The sequence below is a fragment of the Pantoea sp. SM3 genome (assembly GCF_000963995.1).
Classification (GTDB): Bacteria; Pseudomonadota; Gammaproteobacteria; order Enterobacterales; family Enterobacteriaceae; genus Pantoea; species Pantoea rwandensis_B.
The window spans coordinates 35,763-57,552 of sequence record NZ_JZRD01000021.1 but is presented as its reverse complement, the minus strand read 5'-3'; the positions used below and the strand labels follow the sequence as shown (position 1 = coordinate 57,552).

Annotated in this window: 22 protein-coding genes and 1 pseudogene; 12 read left to right on the top strand and 11 right to left on the bottom strand. The window is 50.3% G+C overall.

What is annotated here, in order from left to right:
- Positions 1–67: 67 nt before the first annotated feature.
- Entirely contained in the window at positions 68–958 is an 891-nt protein-coding gene (locus VI01_RS13490) for a LysR family transcriptional regulator (RefSeq protein ID WP_045815571.1), read from the top strand.
- On the opposite strand, the gene VI01_RS13485 is transcribed toward VI01_RS13490, so the two are convergent.
- From VI01_RS13485 to VI01_RS13465, 6 genes are all read right to left on the bottom strand, one after another.
- The gene (locus VI01_RS13485; protein ID WP_369801878.1) at positions 955–1,533 is read right to left on the bottom strand and encodes a Fic family protein; all 579 of its coding nucleotides are present in this window, start codon (positions 1,531–1,533) and stop codon (positions 955–957) included. The two genes, VI01_RS13490 and VI01_RS13485, sit on opposite strands and share 4 nt — an antisense overlap.
- An 11-nt stretch (positions 1,534–1,544) precedes the next feature.
- On the bottom strand, positions 1,545–1,700 hold the full coding sequence (locus tag VI01_RS25950) for a hypothetical protein (protein WP_369801877.1): 156 nt from the start codon (positions 1,698–1,700) through the stop codon (positions 1,545–1,547).
- Complete coding sequence (locus tag VI01_RS13480; protein ID WP_045815570.1) at positions 1,697–1,960, bottom strand: hypothetical protein; 264 nt, start codon at positions 1,958–1,960, stop codon at positions 1,697–1,699. Before VI01_RS13480 ends, VI01_RS25950 begins: the two co-directional genes overlap by 4 nt.
- Before the next feature lie 130 nt (positions 1,961–2,090).
- Entirely contained in the window at positions 2,091–3,737 is a 1,647-nt protein-coding gene (gene mqo, locus VI01_RS13475; protein ID WP_045815569.1) for a malate dehydrogenase (quinone), read from the bottom strand.
- A 303-nt stretch (positions 3,738–4,040) separates the two neighbouring features.
- Positions 4,041–5,432 (bottom strand): APC family permease, encoded by a 1,392-nt coding sequence (locus VI01_RS13470; protein WP_045815568.1) that lies wholly within the window; start codon positions 5,430–5,432, stop codon positions 4,041–4,043.
- A 149-nt stretch (positions 5,433–5,581) separates the two neighbouring features.
- Complete coding sequence (locus VI01_RS13465) at positions 5,582–6,412, bottom strand: helix-turn-helix domain-containing protein (RefSeq protein ID WP_045815567.1); 831 nt, start codon at positions 6,410–6,412, stop codon at positions 5,582–5,584.
- A gap of 230 nt (positions 6,413–6,642) precedes the next feature.
- Here VI01_RS13465 and VI01_RS13460 point away from each other — a divergent pair, with 230 nt between their 5' ends.
- The 7 genes from VI01_RS13460 to VI01_RS13430 all read left to right on the top strand — a co-directional run bounded on the left by VI01_RS13460 (position 6,643) and on the right by VI01_RS13430 (position 13,637).
- A complete protein-coding gene (locus VI01_RS13460) occupies positions 6,643–7,782 on the top strand; it encodes a tyramine oxidase subunit B (protein ID WP_045815566.1) in 1,140 nt (379 codons plus the stop codon).
- Positions 7,783–7,806: 24 nt separating this feature from the next.
- Positions 7,807–8,229 carry a RidA family protein gene (locus VI01_RS13455; RefSeq protein WP_045815565.1) on the top strand — a complete coding sequence of 141 codons (423 nt, stop codon included), beginning with the start codon at positions 7,807–7,809 and terminating at the stop codon, positions 8,227–8,229.
- Positions 8,230–8,245: 16 nt separating this feature from the next.
- The gene (locus VI01_RS13450; RefSeq protein ID WP_045815564.1) at positions 8,246–9,550 is read left to right on the top strand and encodes an FAD-binding oxidoreductase; all 1,305 of its coding nucleotides are present in this window, start codon (positions 8,246–8,248) and stop codon (positions 9,548–9,550) included.
- A 137-nt stretch (positions 9,551–9,687) separates the two neighbouring features.
- Positions 9,688–11,109 carry a 3-isopropylmalate dehydratase large subunit gene (gene leuC, locus VI01_RS13445; RefSeq protein ID WP_045815563.1) on the top strand — a complete coding sequence of 474 codons (1,422 nt, stop codon included), beginning with the start codon at positions 9,688–9,690 and terminating at the stop codon, positions 11,107–11,109.
- Between the two features lies 1 nt (position 11,110).
- Positions 11,111–11,740: a 3-isopropylmalate dehydratase small subunit gene (gene leuD / locus VI01_RS13440; RefSeq protein WP_045815562.1), complete on the top strand. Its 630-nt coding sequence runs from the start codon at positions 11,111–11,113 to the stop codon at positions 11,738–11,740.
- Positions 11,733–12,647 carry an alpha/beta fold hydrolase gene (locus VI01_RS13435; RefSeq protein WP_045815561.1) on the top strand — a complete coding sequence of 305 codons (915 nt, stop codon included), beginning with the start codon at positions 11,733–11,735 and terminating at the stop codon, positions 12,645–12,647. Before leuD ends, VI01_RS13435 begins: the two co-directional genes overlap by 8 nt.
- Before the next feature lie 30 nt (positions 12,648–12,677).
- Entirely contained in the window at positions 12,678–13,637 is a 960-nt protein-coding gene (locus tag VI01_RS13430; RefSeq protein ID WP_045815560.1) for a LysR family transcriptional regulator, read from the top strand.
- Between the two features lie 26 nt (positions 13,638–13,663).
- Here the strand turns inward: VI01_RS13430 and VI01_RS13425 are convergent, their stop codons facing one another.
- Positions 13,664–13,969, bottom strand: coding sequence for a DUF1471 domain-containing protein (locus VI01_RS13425; RefSeq protein ID WP_045815559.1), 306 nt, complete (start codon positions 13,967–13,969; stop codon positions 13,664–13,666).
- Between the two features lie 279 nt (positions 13,970–14,248).
- Positions 14,249–16,117 (bottom strand): low affinity potassium transporter Kup, encoded by a 1,869-nt coding sequence (kup, locus tag VI01_RS13420; RefSeq protein WP_045815558.1) that lies wholly within the window; start codon positions 16,115–16,117, stop codon positions 14,249–14,251.
- A 351-nt stretch (positions 16,118–16,468) separates the two neighbouring features.
- Between kup and VI01_RS13415 the strand changes: the two genes are divergently transcribed.
- Positions 16,469–17,578 carry an SDR family oxidoreductase gene (locus tag VI01_RS13415; RefSeq protein WP_045815557.1) on the top strand — a complete coding sequence of 370 codons (1,110 nt, stop codon included), beginning with the start codon at positions 16,469–16,471 and terminating at the stop codon, positions 17,576–17,578.
- A gap of 115 nt (positions 17,579–17,693) precedes the next feature.
- Here VI01_RS13415 and VI01_RS13410 read toward each other — a convergent pair whose 3' ends face one another.
- Positions 17,694–18,494: a MetQ/NlpA family ABC transporter substrate-binding protein gene (locus tag VI01_RS13410; protein WP_045815556.1), complete on the bottom strand. Its 801-nt coding sequence runs from the start codon at positions 18,492–18,494 to the stop codon at positions 17,694–17,696.
- A gap of 403 nt (positions 18,495–18,897) precedes the next feature.
- Here VI01_RS13410 and VI01_RS13405 point away from each other — a divergent pair, with 403 nt between their 5' ends.
- Positions 18,898–19,104, top strand: coding sequence for a hypothetical protein (locus VI01_RS13405; protein ID WP_156149360.1), 207 nt, complete (start codon positions 18,898–18,900; stop codon positions 19,102–19,104).
- An 18-nt stretch (positions 19,105–19,122) separates the two neighbouring features.
- Here the strand turns inward: VI01_RS13405 and VI01_RS13400 are convergent, their stop codons facing one another.
- Complete coding sequence (locus tag VI01_RS13400) at positions 19,123–19,695, bottom strand: TetR/AcrR family transcriptional regulator (protein ID WP_045815554.1); 573 nt, start codon at positions 19,693–19,695, stop codon at positions 19,123–19,125.
- Positions 19,696–19,784: 89 nt separating this feature from the next.
- Between VI01_RS13400 and VI01_RS13395 the strand changes: the two genes are divergently transcribed.
- Entirely contained in the window at positions 19,785–20,681 is an 897-nt protein-coding gene (locus VI01_RS13395) for an ABC transporter six-transmembrane domain-containing protein (protein ID WP_045815553.1), read from the top strand.
- A gap of 3 nt (positions 20,682–20,684) precedes the next feature.
- Here VI01_RS13395 and VI01_RS13390 read toward each other — a convergent pair whose 3' ends face one another.
- Positions 20,685–21,473, bottom strand: coding sequence for an MBL fold metallo-hydrolase (locus tag VI01_RS13390; protein WP_045815552.1), 789 nt, complete (start codon positions 21,471–21,473; stop codon positions 20,685–20,687).
- Positions 21,474–21,546: 73 nt separating this feature from the next.
- Here VI01_RS13390 and VI01_RS13385 point away from each other — a divergent pair.
- Positions 21,547–21,741: pseudogene (locus VI01_RS13385) on the top strand (DUF2157 domain-containing protein); the annotation flags it as partial.
- Between the last annotated feature and the right edge of the window lie 49 nt (positions 21,742–21,790).

Sequence of the window (21,790 nt, the reverse complement as noted above, 5' to 3'; positions counted from 1 at the left end):
CTCGCGCTGGTGTTTGACGGCTAACAAGGCTATTTTGGTAGGGGTATAAAATATTTTATGGGTCACTATGTCACTGGTTCGCTTACGAACGTTTATGGAAGTGTATCGACAGCGGTCGATTTCCGGCGCGGCGCGCGCATTGAATCTGACGCAGCCAGCGGTTTCGCAACACATTAGTGGACTGGAAGTCGCAGTGGGTCGGCCGCTGTTTGAACGTCAGGCCCATGGTGTGATGCCAACGGCTGCTGCCGACGATTTGGCGGCTGATATTGGCAATTCACTGGATACCGCAGAGTCCGCTCTGTCATCGGCACGAGCCCGATCGATGGATGTGAGTGGGACCTTGCAGATCATTGGACATGCAGATTTTATGGCGGAGAAATTATCGGCTGAATTGCTGCCTCTGCTTAAAAGCGGTATTCGCGTGCATATGCACAGCGGTGATGGTCCGTTAGTCGCACAGATGGTGATTGAGGGGCATTGTGATCTCGGCATTACGGCGCATCCGGTGACCGATCCACGTTTAAAGGGCGAAGTGATTTTTCAGGACCGCGTAGTCGCAGTGGCTGCACCTGCCGTGGCGGCTCGCTTAAATAACAGCGCAGATTTTTCCTCGGATTTAATTAAAGAACCGCTGCTGGCTTATGATTTAAAACTGTCACTGATTGATCACTGGTTGGATAAGAACCGCATTAAATACCAGACGCTGTTACCTGCGGTGGTTGGGCAGGATTTACGTGGCTTGCGAAGTTTACTCTGCGGGGGATTTGGCTGGTCGGTGATGCCGGCATTTTTATGTCAGACGCAAATTGCGCAAGGAGACTTAGTGGTGCTGGATGCGCCAGTAGGAGACACGGAGATTCGCTATCACCTTATCTGGCTCCCCAGCGCGCTGCGTCAACCGCGGATTGCCCATGCAAGGCAGGCACTGGTTTGGGGGATGAATAACAGCCATTAAGTTTTATTATCTAAATGTTGTGATTGATAGCTTTTATAGTGTTTGGTAACTAGCGGATCGTTAATGTCGCTATAATTCATTTGTCCTTTATCCAGCCCATCCAAACCTTTGATACTACCGATGGTTAATGGCCATTCTTCTCTGCTATGAATCTCAATAATGAACGGTTGAAGATAACGGTCCAGATGTCCTTTTCCAGGTTCACGAATCTCTCTGCTCAATGTGCGAAGGTAATCATCTTTATTTGTTTTAGACCAGTCGACAGAAAAACCTGCACGGAAGCTTAATTCCATGAAAATAAGCAAAATAGTGCGACCGTTACCATCCAGGAAAGGGTGAGCAAAAGCCAACTGTCCCATCACTTCTCCTGGCTTTTTACGAAATTTATCCCTGTCGCTGGCAAGCTTTAACGCATACTCCACAGCAAGCTGAATAAGATGTGGATATTCAAACACGGTAAAGTGTTCGTCTTCACGCGCGCCTTTGAATATCGATAGGTGAGGGACTAACTCGTTTCGGTCTTTTCCCGCCCAGTGGTAGAAATCGCCGAACAGAATTTCGTGAACTTTAAGCACGGAAAAATAATTTAAGTGTTTTGTGCTGAGAGAAAAATTAGCGCGTCTTCCAGACTGAGTTCGAATGAGAAATGCTCAGAGGCTTTAACCTCATCGGGATCTTTTAAACGCAAGGCATTCTGTAAATAACCCGCTGTTTCAAAATCACCAAAAGGATCAAAAATCATGCAGAAAAATTCTGTTTGATTTGTCTTTTCTCACGCAGATAGTCGCCTTGCATCTCAAGCGTTTCTGCCTTGGTTAAAATGCCTTTTTTCTTGAGATTAACCAGAAGTTGTTCGATGGCATCCAGTTCTACGATGTCGTCGGCGAGGCGAGTAATGGCAACAGCCATGCGACTCATACCGTCACGGTCAGCCGTTACGTGGTGAACTTTAGCCAGTTCACGTACCTGATGAGCAACACTTAATGATGCAGATTTAGTCATGTCTTTGCCTCATTCAATGATAACCAATTTTAGCACGCGGAAGGTTGAGTGTCTGCTCTGCTATTTGACCTTCTACGAGGCATAAAAAAGCCGGACATTGTCCGGCTTTCTTCATTAGTGCGAGGGAAAATTACAGCGCCATATCCTGCTTAGCGGATTCTGCGCGCGGCTTAGCCTGCGTAGGGGCAACTGACTGGTCACCCATGTTGATGACCGGTGGTTTGGTCAACTGCAACGTGGCTGCGGTGTTGTCCCAGACCTGCTGAGTCAGTGCGGTATTGCCGTTCAGTTTCTGACCGAAGCTTGGAATGATACCGCGGATCTTCTCTTGCCATTCAGGAGAAGCGAACTGCTCCGGGAACAATTTCTTCATCACGTCCAGGGTGATTGGCGCAGCAGTTGAGGCACCTGGTGATGCACCCAACAGGGCAGCAACGGTTTTCTGCTGATCGGTCACGATTTCGGTACCCAGCTTCAGCACGCCGCCTTTATCCGCATCCTTCTTGATGATCTGTACGCGTTGACCCGCCTGGATCAGTTTCCAGTCTTCTTTGCGTGCGTTCGGATAGTACTCTTTCAGCGCGGCAAAACGATCGTCGTCGTTCAGCATTACCTGACCAATCAGGTATTTCACCAGGTCAAAGTTATCAATACCAACGTGAGTCATCGGCATGATATTGCTGGTGGTCGTGGCACTTAACAGATCGAACAATGAGCCGTTTTTCAGATACTTGGTAGAGAAGGTCGCGAACGGTCCGAACAGCACCACGCGTTTACCGTCCAGGTTCCGGGCATCGATGTGTGGAACAGACATCGGTGGCGCACCGACTGAAGCCTGGCCGTACACTTTTTCCAGGTGACGGCTGGTCACTTCTGGATTCTCGGTCATCAGGAACGAACCCCCTACCGGGAAGCCGCCGTAGTTATCCGCTTCAGGAATACCGGTTTTCTGCAGCAGTTTGATGGCTGCGCCGCCTGCACCGATAAACACGTATTTCGCGTCAACCGAACGGTTCTCGCCGCTCTTCACATCTTTGATAGTGACGTGCCATGAGTTATCGCTGTTGCGTTTGAAATCGGTGACTTCTGAAGAGGTTTCTAATTTGAAATTCTGATCTTTCTTCAGGCTGCCAATCAACTGGCGGGTGATTTCACCGTAGTTAACGTCAGTACCCACTGGCGTCCAGGTGGCCGCCACTTTCTGATTAGGATCGCGACCTTCCATCACCAGCGGAGCCCACTGCTCAATTTGCTTGTGATCGGTTGAGAACTTCATGCCCTGGAACAGGGTGGTTTTTTGCAGTGCATCGTAACGTTTGGTCAGATACTCAACGTTTTGATCGCCCCAAACAAAGCTCATATGCGGCGTAGAGTTGATAAATGAACGCGGATCATGCATCACACCACGCTGAACCTGAGAGGTCCAGAACTGGCGGGAAATCATGAAGGCTTCGTTGATTTCCAGCGCCTTGCTCACGTCAATTGAACCGTCTGCACGCTCTGGCGTGTAGTTCAGCTCCATGTTCGCCGAGTGGCCCGTGCCTGCGTTGTTCCAGCCGTTAGAGGATTCCAGCGCTACGCCATCCAGACGCTCAACCATCAGCTGCTTCCAGCCTGGTTGCAGTTCCTGTAGCCAGGTCCCCAGTGAGGCGCTCATGACGCCGCCGCCAATCAACAGGACATCGGTTTTTTCTGGTGCGTTTTCAGCGTGGACCACTGAAGAAACAAGCAGCGCTGCCAGTGAAAGGGCAGACACGATTTTTTTAGAGTGAGTCATTCTGATCCTGATCTTTGTACTTTGCAGGTGAACGTTAAATTTTCGGTTTGCAAATTAAAAGATTGTTACGAAAAGATTAACTTGTTTTTAGTTAATAAAGTATTGGTGTTAATTACTTAACTTACATAAAACCATTGAGGTGGGAATTTAAGCAATCAATGCGAAAGGTAGGGCGATATATCCGTTGCTACTGCGCGGTTATTCTTTATAACGAGCATCGCGACTTAGGTCAAATAAAACACGATGACAGTGGGTTAAATAATGACTTCCAAAGTAGGTGCGCATTTCTGCGCACCACGCCAACTACTGCGCGCGAACTTTAACACGGCGTTTTAGCGACATCCCGTATCCCAGCACTGCGCAGCCAGCTATGAACCACGGAATCATCTTCACCACGCTGGAATCACTACCGCTTAAGGATTGCAGATTGTTGACGACCAAAATAATCGTCACGCTCATGCACACCATTGATAGCAACGGTGCCCAGAACACAGTGAATTGATTTTCATCATGGTCTATCCGACGAAAGAACAGCACCACGGCAGCGGAGACGCCGAGTTGTAAAATGAGAATACACAGTGTGGCGACGGCAGAACCAATGGCAAAGATGTGCACCATCGGGTCCAGACCCGCGCTGCCCATACCTGCCAGTAGCATCAGCATGATCACGCTGTGAACGTGGCTGGCGTTGTGCGGCGTGCCGTTGGTGGGATGGGTTTTACATAACTCTTTCCAGATCAAACCATCGCGGCTAATACTGAACAAATAACGTGAAATATTGTTATGAAACGCTAGCGCTGCCGCAAATAAGCTGGTGATAAGCAGTACCGACATGGTTTCTACGGCCCACTCTCCAACATATTGCCGTGTAATGTTAAACACGAAATTACCCGGATCTTTGCTGGCAATTGCGACAATTTGATCAAAACCGTATGCCTGCACCAGAGACCAACTGGTAAAACAGAAAAATGCCGTGATCAGTAACAAGGCACATACCGTGGCACGTGGCACGGTTTTATGTGGGTCACGGCACTCTTCCGCATAAATGGCGGTGGATTCAAAACCGATAAAGGCCGCGATGGTGAAAATAAACGCGATACCCAGGTTGCCTTGCATAAATAATGAGGGTTCAAAAGATTGGAAATTATATGGCCCCACTTTTTTGATCAGCAGCATTACGTCGGTGAGCAACACAATGGCCACTTCCGCCAGCATTAATAGTCCAAGTAACTTTCCACCCACTTCGACACGTTTAATGCTCAATACCCAACACACCAGCACAAATAGCATGCTCAATGCCCACCAGGGAATATGGGCTGAAAAGTGTTCTTCAATAAACAATTGCGTAAAGAATCCCAGCATCGCCACGATGGCAATCTGGATGGAGATATAAGCCATCAACGCTAATACTGATGCGGAAGCGCCCGTGTTTTCGCCCATCCCTTTAGAGATATAGGTATAAAAGGCCCCCGCATTATTCACATGACGGCTCATGGCAATAAAGCCCACGGCAAATAACATCAAAATAATACACGAGAGAATATAAAACACCGGAATGCCACCGCCGTTGCCGGAAATAATCGCCACCGGCAAGCCGCCCACCACACCTGTCAGCGGCGAGGCTGCCGCGACGACAAAAAAGACCAAAGAAAACAAACCCAACGTATTTTTGCGTAAGCCGGAATCCGTATTCATCGCCAAAGCCCTCAACCACTAAGATAAAGTTCTCAGGCAGTCTGTGCCGCCTGAGGCAGGTAACATAGCGGCATCATTTCTCAGCTGAGCTTGTGGCGGATAGAAAAAATCGGACAGCCTCACAGTGCAACGCTGCACCCTTTTAGTGCTCAGTGGAAACGCAAACGATGGAAATAAGCATCATGCAAAATACGCCGCTGATAATCACAGGGCGTAGTGCTGACAAACTTTTTAAATTCGCGCAGGAAGTGCGACTGATCGCTAAATCCAAGATCAAAGGCCAGATCGCTAAAGGACACTTCCTGCTGCAAGTGAATGCTGCCCAGCGCCGACTGGCAACGCAAAATGCGACTGAAAGCCTTGGGAGACATCCCTGTATCCTGGCGAAACTGACGCTGAATAGTGCGGCAGGTGTAACCGGTCAATGCTTCCAGTTGGTCAATGCGGATATTGCCTTTCTGCTGACGCATCGTCTGGATAATCAATGATGTTACGGCTGATGCTTTGCGCACCAACCGTGGTGTGAAAAAGGCGTTGAATAAAGCAATCTGCCGCGAAAAATCGCGTGTCTGAACGATCTGCTCAAAGGCCAGCCGTGCATCCGGTACCACATCAAGGAAATTGAACTCGCGATCGGGAATCTCTTCTGCCATCACATCCAGGAAATCAGGAATGATGCCTGGCGCGAAGCGCACACCAAAATAGTGATGATTATGTTGCATATCTGCACCGCGCGCTTCCAGCGTGGTGCCACAGACACGAGCAGCAGGACGCTGTGCATCGCAATCAAATACGATATCCACGCAACCATCCGGTATCGCCAGCGTCATGCTGGCACTCTGCGCCACATCAAAACTGTAGAAATGGGAAATAGCCGGATTGTCTGAAGCAATCAGCGAATAATGCTGCGCGGCGTTCAGCACAAACCACGGCTGCTCGGGTTGGAATCCACTGTGGCGATAGAAAGGCAATTGTGTCATGGCGAGCTCCGCTGCGGGCTAAATACCCTCTGAGTGATGCAAGGGCTGTGCCACGCACGAATGCCGCCATGTCGCAAATATTCAATACAGCTCGACAACTGACGCGCTATTTCTATTTCACGCAGCGAAGACCATCGACACCTAAGACGGTTTAGCCCGTGAAATCGCTAATGATGGCAATGCTCGCCACGGCGGGAAATAGACCAAAAGACTGATTGAAGAGGCGACTTATGAGTGATTCAACCCGGATTGATTTTATATACCTGTCGGAGCAAGACATGATTCGTGCCGGTGTGACCGATATGGCCGCCTGTGTCGATACCATGGAAGAGATGTTTGGCCTGTTATATCACGGTGATTATCGTATGGCCGGTTCCAACAATGACTCACACGGCGCAATGGTGACATTCCCGGAAAACTCACCGTTTCCAGCGATGCCGAAACCCACAGCCGACCGCCGCATGATGGCGATGCCCGCTTATCTTGGCGGCAATTTCGGCACGGCTGGCGTGAAGTGGTATGGATCTAACATCGCCAACCGCGAGAAAGGCCTGCCACGCTCAATTCTGATGTTTACCCTCAATGATGCCGATACCGGCGCGCCGCTGGCGCATATGTCAGCCAATTTGCTGTCGGCATACCGTACAGGCGCGGTGCCAGGCGTCGGTGCACGTCACCTGGCACGTAAGGATTCCCGAGTAATCGGTTTGCTAGGACCGGGCGTGATGGGAAAAACCGCGGTAGCGGCATTTATTGCTGTTTGCCCACACATCGACACCATCAAAGTGAAAGGGCGCGGCCAGCGCAGCCTCGATAACTTCATCACCTGGGTGCAGGAGACCTATCCACAAATTAAGCAGGTAGAGATTGTCGATTCGCTGGAAGCAGTAGTTCGCGGAAGTGACATTGTCACTTATTGCAGCTCAGGTGAAGTTGGTGATCCCTCCACTTATCCGCTGGTGAAACGTGAATGGGTGAAAGCTGGCGCATTCCTCGCCATGCCTGCGCTGTGCAATATCGATGAAGGCATGGAGCAGCCGGATGTGCGCAAAGTGCTGGATAACACCGGACTCTATCATGCATGGTTTGATGAAGTTCCCAAGCCTGCGCATCGCTGCGTGCCGATTATCGGTGTGCGCTTTATGGATATGGTCGCTGAAGGACAACTGCAGGCGGAGCAACTGGAGGATATTGGCAAAATTGTCGCCGGCGAGGCGCCTGGCCGCCAAAACGATAGCGAGATCATCATCATGTCTGTTGGTGGCATGCCGGTAGAAGATGTGGCCTGGGGCACGGTGCTGTATCGCAATGCACTGGAAAAAGGCATTGGCGTCAAACTCAACCTGTGGGAATCACCGGTTTTAAGCTAATCCACTGAATAACGGGGAAACATCATGACCAACATTATTAAAGTCACAACCGGTTCGAAATTTGAAGAGCAGGCGAGCTATTCGCGCATCGTGGCCGTGGATAACTGGATTTATGTTTCCAATACCGCCGGTCGTAACCCGCAGACCAAACAAATTCCTGAAGACCTGCGCGAGCAAACATTGCAGGTATTTGCCAATATCGAAGCGGCCTTAGCGGCAATTGATGCTTCACTGCAAGATGTGGTGTGTTCGCGCGTCTTTATTCAGAACCCGGATGATGTTCCAACCGTGATGGCGATCATTGGCGAAAAGTTCCGCGGTATTAACCCGGCGTCAACCGTGACCTGTCCTCCGCTGGGCTCGACCGTCTACAAAGTCGAACTGGAAGTCACAGCATACCGCGGCGCAGGTAAAGCCGAGGTTCAGGATATTACCGTGGCCCTGTAAGGGCGGGAGATACGCTATGGCACCTGTTATTACGCCCGTGGTCACCTCACCAATAATGCCGGACACCAGCACTGTGGTGATCATTGGCGGTGGCATTGTAGGGTTAACGGCCGCGCTGACGCTCGCGGAGCGCAACATTCCGGTGGTGGTGCTGGAAAAAGGGCGTATCGCGGGTGAGCAGTCATCACGCAATCTGGGCTGGATCCGTAAAACCAGCCGTGCGCTGGAGGATATCCCTCTGGCCCAGGCCGCTGACCGTTTATGGGCGCAGATGGCTACGCGTGTGGGAAGCGATGTGGGCTACCGTCAGGCCGGCATCATGTTTATTGCGCGCAATGAAAAGCAGATGGCAATGCATGAAAACTGGCTAAAGGGCGTGAACGCCGCTGGACTGGACACCCGACTGCTCAGCAATAGCGAGATTGCGATGCGCGTGCCCGGTGGCGCGGAAAAATGGGCGGGCGGTATTTTTACCGCCTCTGATGGACGTGCAGAACCCACGCTCGCAGCCAGCGCCATTGCTAAAGCAGCCATGGCAAAGGGCGCGATTATCATTGAGCACTGTGCTGTGCGTGGTTTAGCCACCAGCAACGGCAAGGTCAGTGGCGTGGTAACGGAGCGCGGTGAGATTCGTTGCGATCAGGTGTTACTCGCTGCCGGTGCCTGGTCACGTCGCTTCCTCGGCAATCTCGGCATTAATTTGCCAGCCTTGCCACTGATTTGCTCGGTCATGCGTACCAAACCGCTGCAAGGACCCGCCAACATCGCGGTGGGTGCGCCAGATTTTTCATTCCGTCAGCATCAGGATGGCGGTTTCATCATCACGCAACGCGGTGCGCTGGATGCCCCCTTGACGCTTGACCATTTATTAATTGGGACGCGCTATATGCCTCAATTACGCCATGCCCGCGACAACTTGCGAATTTCACTGGGCAAATATTTCCTCAAGGATCTGGCGATGGCACGTCGCTGGCGCAACGATCGACGCACACCTTTTGAGAAAGTCCGTACACTGGATCCGCTAGCTAATCCGGCATTGAACGGGGAAGCGATGCGAAATCTCATTGCCGCCTGGCCGGTGTTTAAACAAGCCGTCATGGCTGAGTCATGGGCGGGCGTCATTGATGTGACGCCAGATTCGAACCCGGTAATTGGTCCTGTGGCGTCAATGCCAGGATTGACGCTGGCCACTGGTTTTTCAGGCCACGGTTTTGGGACATCACCGGCTGCAGGGCAGTTAGCGGCCGATTTGGTGACTGGGCATCCACCACTCATCGATCCCATGCCTTATCGTTTTGAACGTCTGATTTCTTCCCATTAACTCAGGGGCGGCTGGTTAGTCGCCCGTAAGTTACATTTCATAGATCATTGCATCACGTATCGTGTTCATTAACTCGCCCGCATCTGTATTACCCTAATGTCTCTAATGACTTGTTAATACTTTATGTGGGCAATCGCATGGCTAACAAAACACTGTATGAAAAACTGATCGATCAGCATGTCGTACGTAAGTTAGACGATGAAGGGCATGTGTTGCTCTATATTGATCGGTCTATCCTGAATGAATACACCAGCCCGCAGGCATTCAGTGGCCTGCGTGAACATCAACGCCCTGTTCGCCATCCCGCCACCATCTTGCTCAACGTGGATCATGTGAATCCGACCAGACCGGAACGTGATGAAGCCATGACTGATGCCGGTGGACAGTTGCAAGTCGACTATTTCCGTCAGAACGCCGCCCATTTTGGTATCGAACTGTTTGATGTGATGGACCCACGCCAGGGAATTGAACATGTGGTCGCACATGAACAAGGATTGGTGATGCCCGGCATGGTGATTGCTGCCGGTGACAGCCACACCACCACCTACGGTGCATTTGGCGCACTGGGTTTCGGTATCGGTACGTCCGAAATTGAACACTTGCTGGCGACACAAACCCTGATTTATCGCCGATTAAAAACCATGCAAGTGAAGGTCGAAGGCGAGCTGCCTTATGGTTGTTCCGCCAAGGACATCATTCTGGCGCTGATTGAACGTATTGGTGCCTCAGGTGCGACCGGGTATGCCATCGAATTCTGCGGAGCAACCATTGATGCACTGAGCATGGAAGGTCGCATGACCCTGTGTAATATGGCCGTTGAAGCAGGCGCACGTGGAGCGATTATCGCGCCGGATGAAAAGGTGTTTGCCTATATTGAGGGCAAACCACAAATGCCAACTGGCGATCTGTGGCAGCAAGCAAAAAGTGAGTGGCTTACGCTGCGAAGCGATGAAGAGGCGAAATTTGACCGCGCGTTGACACTGGATTGCAGCAATCTCGAACCGAAAGTCACTTGGGGCATTAGCCCGGACCAAACCAGTGCAATCAGCGGGCGAGTACCGGATCCCGCACTGGAAAAAGATTTAATCAAACAGCAGGCGCTGAAAACTGCGCTGAAATATATGGGTCTGGAGCCCGGCACGCCGCTGGAAAGTATCGCCATTACCCATGCGTTTATCGGTTCCTGCACCAATGGCCGAATTGAAGACCTCCGTGCTGCCGCTGCGGTGATTGGTGAACGTAAAATTGCCCGCCACGTGCGCGGAATCATTGTGCCGGGTTCGACTCAAGTCCGTCAGCAAGCGGAAGCTGAAGGGTTAGCCCGCATCTTCATCGATGCCGGATTTGAGTGGCGGCAGTCAGGGTGCTCAATGTGCCTTGCAATGAATGAAGATGTCCTGACACCCGGCGACCGCTGTGCCTCTGGCACCAATCGCAACTTTCCCGGCCGACAAGGGGCGGGTGCTCGCACGCATTTGATGAGCCCAGCGATGGTGGCCGCAGCTGCATTAGCCGGCCATCTGGTCGATGTTCGCAGTTTGATGACAGTAGAGGGTTAAAATGGAAGCATTTCACAGTATCACCGGCAAAATCGCACCTTTACCCGCCGCCAATATCGACACAGATGTCATCATGCCCAAGCAATTCCTCAAGGGCATTGATCGCCAGGGGCTTGATCGGGGGGTATTCTTCGACCTGCGCTTCCTGGCTGACGGCTCACCAAATCCTGATTTCATCCTGAATCAACCCGGTTGGGAGCAGGCTGCATTTCTTCTGGTAGGTGCCAACTTTGGCTGTGGCTCCAGCCGTGAACACGCCGTGTGGGGACTGAATCAACTGGGGATTCGTGCCCTTATTGGCACGAGCTTTGCGGGTATCTTCGACGACAACTGCCAACGTAATGGTGTGCTGACACTGACACTCAGCGAAGAAGCGTATCAACAACTGAGCGAAGCAACTCTCGATGCCGCACATAATGAAATCACGATATCGCTGGAACATCAGACTCTCTGCTTCAATAATCAAACACTGCACTTTGAGGTCAGCGCGTTAAAACGCGAGATGTTGTTGGGTGGAGGCAGTGCAGTTGACTGGACATTGCAGTACGAGCCTGACATTGCGCAGTTCGAAAAACAGCATTTTGCCCAACGTCCGTGGCTGCAGCGGGTAAAAGGACAACAAGATGAGTGAAATCACGGATCGAGGCGCATCACCGTTTATCGAAGGTTTTGCTTTAAAGGATGTAAAACTCGCTAATGGTGTGACACTGCGTGTTGCCACAGGCGGCGAAGGCTCGCCGTTACTGATGTTGCATGGGCATCCACAAAACCATTTGGCATGGCGTAAAGTGGCACCGCAGTTGGCGAAAAAATACCAGGTCATACTGCCGGATTTACGCGGATACGGCGACAGTGACAAGCCGGCCAGCGATGAACAACATCTTACCTACGCGAAACGCAGCATGGCGGATGACATCAGCCTGCTGATCGATGCGTTGGGATTGGATCATGTGGCTTTCGTTGGGCACGATCGCGGCGCTCGGGTTGGACACCGCCTGGCGCTCGACCATCCTGAAAAGGTCACGTGTTGTACTTTTGTCGATATTGCACCCACAGCGACAATGTATGCGAAGACGGATAAAGCCTTTGCCACACGCTATTTCTGGTGGTTCTTTTTGATCCAACCGTATCCGCTGCCGGAGACCATGATCGGCCAGGATCCGGCATTTTTCCTGAGAAAACATATCGACGGACAGTTGAAAACACCGGGTGCCACATCAGAAGCGGTGTTTAACGATTATCTGCGCTGTTATCAGCAACCTGAGATGATTCATGCGGTGTGTGAAGACTATCGCGCTGCTGCGACCATCGATTTAGAACATGATGCGCAGGACAGCAAGAAACGTATTGCTTGCCCACTGCAGTTGCTTTGGGGCGAGAAGGGCACAGTGGGTCAATTATACGATGTCGTTTCGACCTGGCAGGATAAAGCCGTTGACGTGGAGGGTGCCGCACTGCCTTGTGGGCACTCCCCGCAGGAAGAGATCCCAGAGGTGTTTCTGGCGCAGCTACAAGGCTTCCTCGATTCTGTGCTATAACCCTCCGATGCCCGTTAACAGTGTGATGCCATGAAGCAAGAGCTTGCCGGAAAAAACGTCCAGAAACCCTTGCAGGGCTGGCCTGCTATCGAAGATCTCTATGTTTTCATCAGTGTGGCGCGCCACGACGGTTTTGGGCGCGCCGCAGTGGAACTTGGCCAGTCTCCTTCCTATATCAGTAAACGCATTGCGATTTTGGAGAAGCAGCTGGATACCCGACTGTTTTTCAGAACCAACCGGGTGATGCGACTGACACCTGAAGGTGAGAAGGCGTTGGAGGGGGCACAGAAGGTGCTTCAGGAAATGGATGCCTTTCTCAGCAATTTTCGGCAGTGGCGTGGGGAACTGACCGGCGATATGACAGTAGGCTGCTCGATGGGTTTTGGGCAGGATTATCTCTCTGACGCCATCTCCGCCTTTATCTCTCAGCACCCGTCATTAAATATCAAGCTGATCCTCAGCGACCGGGAAGTTGATTTAATGCAGTCGGGGACCGACGTGGATATTCAGGTTGGTGACGACCTCAATCACGCCTATATTGCACGCAAACTGGCCGCCAATCGGCGAATTCTCTGCGCATCTCCTGACTATTTATCCCAATCAGTGCCACTCAATTCATTGGATGATTTAATTCATCACAGCTGTCTTATCATTAATGAAAAGCACAGTACCTTTGGCAATTGGCCGCTGACTGACGGGGAACAAAAGATATTGTGTCGTCTGAATAGTCATTATTCATCGAACAGTGGCAAGGTTATTCTTAATTGGGCCTTAAAGTCGCACGGTATTGCTCTGCGCTCGGCATGGGATGTCGAACCCTATCTGGCGCGGGGGGAATTAGTGCATGTATTACCGCAGTGGTACCAGGAAGCGAATATCTGGGCGGTGTATACGCAACGGACGTCAGAATCGCCGCGCATAAAAGTCTTTATTGATTTTTTGGTGCAATACTTTGCAGAAAAAAGCCTGTCACGGGAGTGGCAGGCTTAATTTAGGTTTGGATACGTAGGTTAACATCAGCCGTATGCCACTTTGCTGTTAATGTGGTACAGCGTGGCAGTCGCTGCCATCACATGCTGACCATCATGGCCTGGTTCATGGGATTCAACATCCGTAATGTGATAACCAACAGCGCCAGCGGCTAGCGTCTTTTTCACTATCGCGTCCGTCAACTCTTCCATCGACGTGGCCCAGCTCACTGAAGTGAAGCCGACTGGGTGAATGGATGAGAGTTCGCGATGAGTGAGGTCAGCACGGACTAATACTGGTTTAACATTTTGCGGTGTGAAAATAGAAATCACGTCGTTAATAAGTTCTTTCATGGTCTTACTCCTCAAAATAACAACTGAGCCGATTTCGAAGCGACACGTTTTATTGTTGATGATTGATTTATTAAACCCGGCAGTTGCGCACGGCAGGTCATCGGCGCCGGTAGGCTTAATAAACACCTTTTGAGGTTATGCGTTTTAGCTTTAATTGCTAATTAGTTGTTAAGAAAAGTTCGGCCACAACTCTGATAAACTTTAGGGAATATTTTTTCATCTGCTTACATTTAGGGCGGACTATTTAATCAGTTGGGGCGCACTATGCGCCCCATTTTGTTAAAACTCGCGTTGTCCACCTAACTCGATCACTCGATTCGGTGGAATGTTGAATTGTTCATGTGCTCGTAACGCATTACGTTGGCAGAAGTGGAAGATACCACCTTTAACTCGCGCCAACCCTTTGCGCTTTTTCATCACCAGTGTGTCGTGTGAGGTAAAGAACGAGGCTTCATTGACGGTACAACCAAAGCCTTCTAACCCACATAAATGCAGCACTTCAGCCATTGAAGGAACCTCACGCCACCCATACGCCGCCGTAACTTGCCAGAATGACGGTGACAACTGCGTAATGGTAATACGTTGTTGGTTGTGCACGCGCGGGGTATCGGTGGTACGAATATTCAGCAACACCACGCGTTTGTGCAGCACGCGGTTATGTTTGAGGTTATGCAGCAGGGCTTGTGGAATCTCAAACTCTTTACGAGCGAGGAAAATCGCCGTTCCCGGCACGCGACTCGGCGGATTAGTTTCCAGTGATTTCACTAATGCCTGAAGGCTTTCAGGGTCGTTATTCAACTTCTTAATTAATCGATTACGCTCGGTGCTCCAGATCAGCATTAATCCCATCATGGTCAGCGCCATGACCACCGGTACCCATCCACCGGATAACAACTTCATCAAGTTGGCGGCGAACAGGGGGATATCAATGGTCAGCATACAGATGAGAAACACCAATGCCAGCGGTAGCGGCCATTTCCAGTTACGCAGCGCCACCACGCCAGCCAGACAAGCGGTGATCACCATGGTGCCGGTCACCACAATACCGTACGCCGAGGAGAGGGCTGAGGATTGGCGGAACGCCAGCACGATCACGGTGACTGCGACAAAAAGCAGCCAGTTAACCACCGGAATATAGATCTGCCCGGATTCGGTATGTGAGGTAAACACAATACGCATCGGGGGGAGGAAACCCTGGCGAATCGCCTGATGCGTCAAGGTATAAACACCAGAAATCACAGACTGTGCCGCGATAACGGTGGCGAGCGTTGAGAGTACGATGAGCGGGATCTGCCCCCAGCCAGGTGCAAGGTTAAAGAAAGGGTTATTGATGGCTTTAGCGTCGGCGATAACCAACGCGCCCTGTCCAAAATAGTTGAGCACTAACGCGGGCATCGCAATCACCAGCCAGGCCATACGAATTGGCGCTTTACCAAGGTGCCCCATGTCAGCATACAGTGCTTCGGCACCCGTCACTGCCAGCACCACCATACCGAGCGCGGCAAAGGAAAGCGCCTTATGCGTCAATAAAAACGTCAGTGCGTAGGAAGGGCTGAGTGCATGGAGCACAGTGGGATTGAGTGCGATCCCGCGAATCCCTAATAAGCCAATCGAAACAAACCAGATAAACATGACGGGGCCAAACACTTTACTGACTTTCTCCGTGCCATGTTTTTGGATCATAAAAAGCAGCGTCAGAATCACGACCGCCAGGGGAACGACAAACTTGTCCAGGTGCGGTGAAACGACTTCCATCCCTTCAATCGCGGATAACACGGATATCGCTGGTGTAATAATCCCGTCACCGTAAAAGAATGCCCCACCGGTGAGCCCCGCTAACACAATAATATGGCCGATTTTAGGGCTGACATTGCGGCGAGCCAATGACATCAGCGTCAAAATGCCGCCTTCGCCGTCGTGGTCGGCCCGCATGACAAAACAGACGTATTTCAATGTCACGATGAGTGTGAGCGCCCAAAAAATCAGCGATAAGAAGCCCATGACGGCGACGGTGGATAGAGAGCCATCGGGCAAGATTGAAAGACACTCTTTCAAGGTATACAGCGGGCTGGTACCGATATCACCAAACACGATCCCTGCGGCGGCCAGCATGCCAGCAGGCAGAGATTGTTTCTCGGTCTGACTCATAGATTTCCTGTTTCTTTTCAGCGTGGAGCAGCGATGGCTGTGTATGACGGCGAACATACCTTTTTCCCTGCCAGGTGAATAGCAGGTGGCGATTTTATGCACTGCATTTTTACGCCCGGCAGTGAAATTTTTACGACATTTTTATATCTCGGTTTACTTTTTGATCTCAGAATAGTCGATAAACCAGAAGCAAACTGACGACTGGCGATCATAAATTCACCACAGTTAAACGGTTACTAACCGGAACGTATTTTTCCCACCACCACCCAAACGCATTTATCCGCCATTTATCTTGCCTGATCTACATTCGACGCAATCCTTTTGATCAAAACTGACCTGTAGATCAACACTATGAATACGATTCTTGTTACTGGCGCGACTGGCTTCCTGGGCGGCGCGGTTACCGTGAATTTATTAAAGAAAAGAGAAAATAACCGTTTGCTTCTGTTAGTGCGCGGTGATTCACCGTCCGAAGGATTGACCCGGCTTCAAGGTAATTTGGCCAAGTTCGGTGTGGATGCCAGTTTGCTGAATACGTTAACTACAGAAAATATTTTAATCGGGGATTTGGCTGAGCCGGAACGATTCACGGACGATCCGCGACTGGATGCGGTGACACATGTGATGAACTGCGCCGCCGTCGCCTCATTTGGTACCAACCCTTATATTTGGAAAGTGAACGTCGAAGGGACGTTCCAGTTTGCCCGCCGTATGAGCCAGGTGAGTGGTTTGAAGCGATTCATTCACGTAGGAACCGCCATGTCCTGCGCCCCAGAAGCCAATACCCTGGTGACCGAAAGCGAATTGAATACGCTGCGCGATCAGCACATTGTGGAATACACCTGGAGTAAAGCCACGGTGGAAAAAATGATGACCGAATCGCTGCCGAATCTGCCACTGGTCATTGCTCGGCCTTCTATCGTGGTTGGCCATTCCGATCATGGCTGCACCCCATCGCCGAGTATTTTCTGGGTGTTCCGCATGGCCCTCACGCTGGGTAAGTTCATGTGTGAACTTGAGGACCGCATTGATGTGGTGCCAGTGGATTACTGCGCAGATGCATTGGAATTACTGCTGACCGCCGAGAACGTCGATAAAAGTATTATTCATATTTCTGCTGGCCTCAACAGCAGTGTGACCTTCGCCGAAATTGATAAAGCGATGGCAAAGGCCTCAGGTCAAATTCCGGTCGCAGAGACGTATCAAAAGGTCAACTACCGTGAGTTAGCTGAAAGTAAGAAAAGCTTCTCGTCTCTGTTTGGCCCCTGCAACGAGCGTATTGTGTTGAGAGCGATGAATCTCTATGGCCACTTCTCAAAGCTCAATGTGGTTTTCAGCAATGATAAATTGCTGGAGTTGGGCATGCCGCCATCGTCAAAATTCACTGATTATCTACATCGCTGCGTCACTTCGACGAAAGATGCAACCATTGCGGAATTAATGGAAGTGGATTTTAAATAACCTCAACGCGAAATGCTGATATGACATGATGATTGTCAGTTGAGCTATCTGTTGCTAAACCTTTCAAGCCGAGCCTTTATAGGGGTGTCCTGTAGGACGCCCCTATAATAGGCTATTACCAGCCTTTAATAATATCGCCTTTATAAATCTCGTTAGCTTTATCCAGCACTTGCTGTGACTGGAAGGCTTCTTTCAATTTCTGCACGTTGGCGCTGTCTTTGTTGTCTTCACGCGCCACAATGGCATTCACGTATGGCGAGGCTTTGCCTTCCATAAACATGCCGTCACGCGAGGCAGAAAGATTCACCAGCGCAGCAAAGTTGTTATTGATGATCGAGATATAAACCTGCGGATCGTCAAGCGTACGTGCCAACTGCGGGGTATCGACTTCTACGATTTTCAGCTTCTTAGGATTGTCTGTGATATCCAGTGTCGTCGGCAGCAGACCCGCTTCCGGCTTCACTTTGATCAGACCTTGTGCTTGTAGCAATAGCAGACTGCGGCCCAGCGTGGTCGCTTCGTTAGAAATAGTGACAGTGGCGCCTTCAGGCAACTCGGCCAGAGTTTTAATCTTGCGCGAGTATCCTGCAATCGGGAACACGAAGGTGTTGGTAACGACAGCAAATTTATAGCCGCGCTCTTTTGACTGCATTTCCAGGTAAGGCAGGCTCTGGAAGGCGTTGACATCAACATCTTTATTGCGCAGCGCCTCGTTTGGCTGCACGTAATCGTTAAATGCAACGACATCGACATCCAGATGATACTTATCATGCGCTACCTGCTTCACGGTCTGCCAGATCGCCTTATCAGGTCCGGTATTAATCGCAACTTTGATGGCATTATCTTTTTGGTTATCGCATGCGCTGAGCAGGGAAACGGCGGCAGCGAGCAGGGTGGAAAGCACAATTTTTTTCATGACACAGGTCCCTTAGAAACGTAGGGGAAGGACTATAATATACGTCTGGACGTCTGTACATCCGCTGGGAGCGCGTTCGCTTGAATTTCATGCAGCTCAAAAAATCGCTCAATCATACTTTTTAGTCATTAATCCCCGTGACTGACATTGTGCTTTGCTGATATATCCAACAGGAAATAATTTAGAAAAACAGAAGATTTCAGGCTCGGAGTTGCGAACTGAGGCTTGTTATCTACTTGAGATCGATCTCATTTATCAGAATTTTTGCGGCTTGGCGGGGTGGAAAATGTCGAATGTCATTAGAATTTTCGCAGAACGTAATATTAATATAACTGCATTGTGCGTCCTGATACTTACAAGATAATCTGTTGAAGCAGATTATCTTGTTATAGATCGGGAGAAGATGATGGAGTCTGTTAAAGCGTTGAATATGGAGCAGTTGAACAAGTTTCTCAGTAGCGGTAAGCACTCTTCAGTTATTATTGGCTTCAATCTCACCAGCGATGCGTTTTTCAACATGGCAGCCTATTGGCGCGATCGCGGTGTCACGATTGAAAAACGCGATGCCTATTTTGTCGCCACCACTGATAATTCATTAACCACTTCCTGAAACAGATTTTTCGACAAATCAAAGCGCGAGTTTAATAAAGGCACGTAAATCGTTTATCGCCTGTTCCCGCGCTTCAGTTTGTTGCACCACAATCAGTAAATCCGCATAGCCATTTAACATCGCGCTGAGTTGACGTGCCACCTGCTGGGCGTTTGCTTCACGAAATGCACCTGCACGGATGCCATCCTCTATGATTCCCGCCATCAATGCTTGCCAATGTTGTGTCAATTGCGTGGCCAATTGCGCATACGCCGGTTCAGTTGTCGCTTTACGCCAAAGAGAACTATACAGCTGCCACACCGCATCCGGTTCCTGCGGTAAATAGCTACTGATAAACGCTTCCAGGCGTTCAGTGAAGGGCAGTTGTTCAATATCCCGGGTAAATACCTGCAAATCACGCTGCGCAAATCGGCCACAGGCTTCCAGGCACAATGTCGCCCAGTCGGGATAATAGTGATAGATGTGGCTGCGTGACAGGCCGAGTTGCGTCGTTAACTCGCGCGTTTTCACATTCTCCAATCCCTTTTCAATAAACAGTGCGACCGCTGTGTCCAGGATCTTTTCACGCAACTCTGCTGTTGTCTCTTTCATCACCACCACCGTTGACTTTGAGCGATCGCTCAAATACAATTTTACCACTTTTGAGCAATCGCTCAAAAGCTCAATTTGAACCTAATCTTATGCAAATCATACCTGAAAACCTCGAAAACGTGGCGTCACACAGCGCCCTCAATACCCTGAAAGTGTTGGCAAAACGAAACAAGAAAAAACTACTTCTGACGCTCATGCTGGTCATCGCTGAAAATGTGGTTTATCTGCTTTATCCACTGCTGGCGGGGTTCGCGATTAACGCCATCATGCACGGCCACGCACTACATGGTCTTTTCTATGCCGGTTTGGTATTGGTGATGTGGATGATTGGTGCCGCACGTCGCACCATGGATACGCGCACTTTTGCGCGGATCTACGCAAGTCTTGCAGTGCCTGTGATCCTTGCGCAGCGCGAAGAGGCGCATAGCCATTCTGCCATTGCTGCCAGGGTGACACTGTCACGACAATTCGTTGATTTTTTCGAAACACACCTGCCTATGCTGATCACCTCTACCGCATCCATGTGTGGTGCAGTGGTGATGTTGTTGACCATCGAACCCTGGGCGGGCTTAGTTTGCCTGACAATCTTGGTGTTGTTCGCTAGCTTTCTGCCACATTACACGCGCACCAATGAAGCGTTAATTGCGCGTATGAACGACCGGCTTGAACGGGAAGTGGGCTTTGTTAGCAGTGCTGGAGAACAGAAACTGCATCGGCATTATCATTTCCTGGCACGGGTGCGCATCCGTCTGTCCGATCGTGAAGCGATGAGTTACTTATCGATTGGTGTTGCCTCAGCACTGCTGTTTGGCATCACGATTACGGTGATGGCGTTAAAAGGCGGAATGAGCGCAGGGCACATTTATTCCGTGATGACCTATTTATGGATGTTTGCCATGAGTCTTGATGATGGCCCGGCATTGCTTGAAAAGTATTCACAGCTCAAAGAGATTGGTAAACGCGTCAATACCGGATTAGCGAAATAAACTTCATCGCAGGCAGTCGAGATAACGCGCCGCTGCCTGCCTGACAATCTGCTGAGCATCCTGGGTAATTTCTCGTCCGGCAAAAGCACCATAGATTTGCGAGAAACTCACCTTATCGAGTCTGTGAACCAGTGTGCTCAGGGTAGAGGCTGAGAGCGGTAACATATTGGGATAACTCCACATAAAGGAAACCGTATTGGCGCCTGGTGCCACCTGCACAATATCGCCACTCAGCAATATGCCACCACGCTCTGCCCAGTGAAGTACCGACCCGCCTGCGAAATGCCCACCCAGCCGCAACAGTTTAACCTCCGGTATGATATCCAGTTCGTCGCCTTGCCAGCACTGAATAGACGGGCTTTGACGCATAATCCATTGCCGATCATCCGCATGCAAATATACCGGCGCATCAAACGTCGCTGCCCAATCCTGCATCGTACTGTAATAGTGAGGATGTGAAATCGCGATAGCATCAATACCGCCTAAAGCCTGAATCAAGGTTTCTGTTGCTGAGTCTAAATTGGCAATACAATCCCACAGAATATTGCCATGCGCGGTTTGTAATAAAAATGCACGCTGATTGATGGCAAAAGCAGGTACGGTTTGTAAGCTGAATAATCCTGGCTGATGTTGCTGCCATTTATTTTGGTGGGTAGCGCACAAATCAGAGAGTGCCAGCCAATGCTGCCCACTCACCGGCACAAATTGGCGCTCGTCTTCGCAAATCTTACAATGCCTGATGCTCGCATCATCTTCGTAGGAAGTGCTACAAGCGGTGCAAAGTTTAATCATCTCAACGCTCCATCATGCGGTTTGTATTAATTTTAGCCTGGCGTGATACGTGCTAATGTGTGAAACCACCACAAAAACCGATGACAGCAGGCTGCGTCGCTTTGGCATCACATTTCTGGCGATCAATTTGTATACCCGTTATTTCGAATATTTCTGGGATGGTTTACACAAGGTTGTTTTCTTCCTGGTGCTTGCAGCCTCACTCGCACTGATAGGCCGTTATGCAGAGAAAATCTGGCATCTCGGAGAGCGTGAGATGAGTGAATAATCAGATAACCAATGCTGAATAGGTTATTTCTTCCTTAAAAGGGTCACCG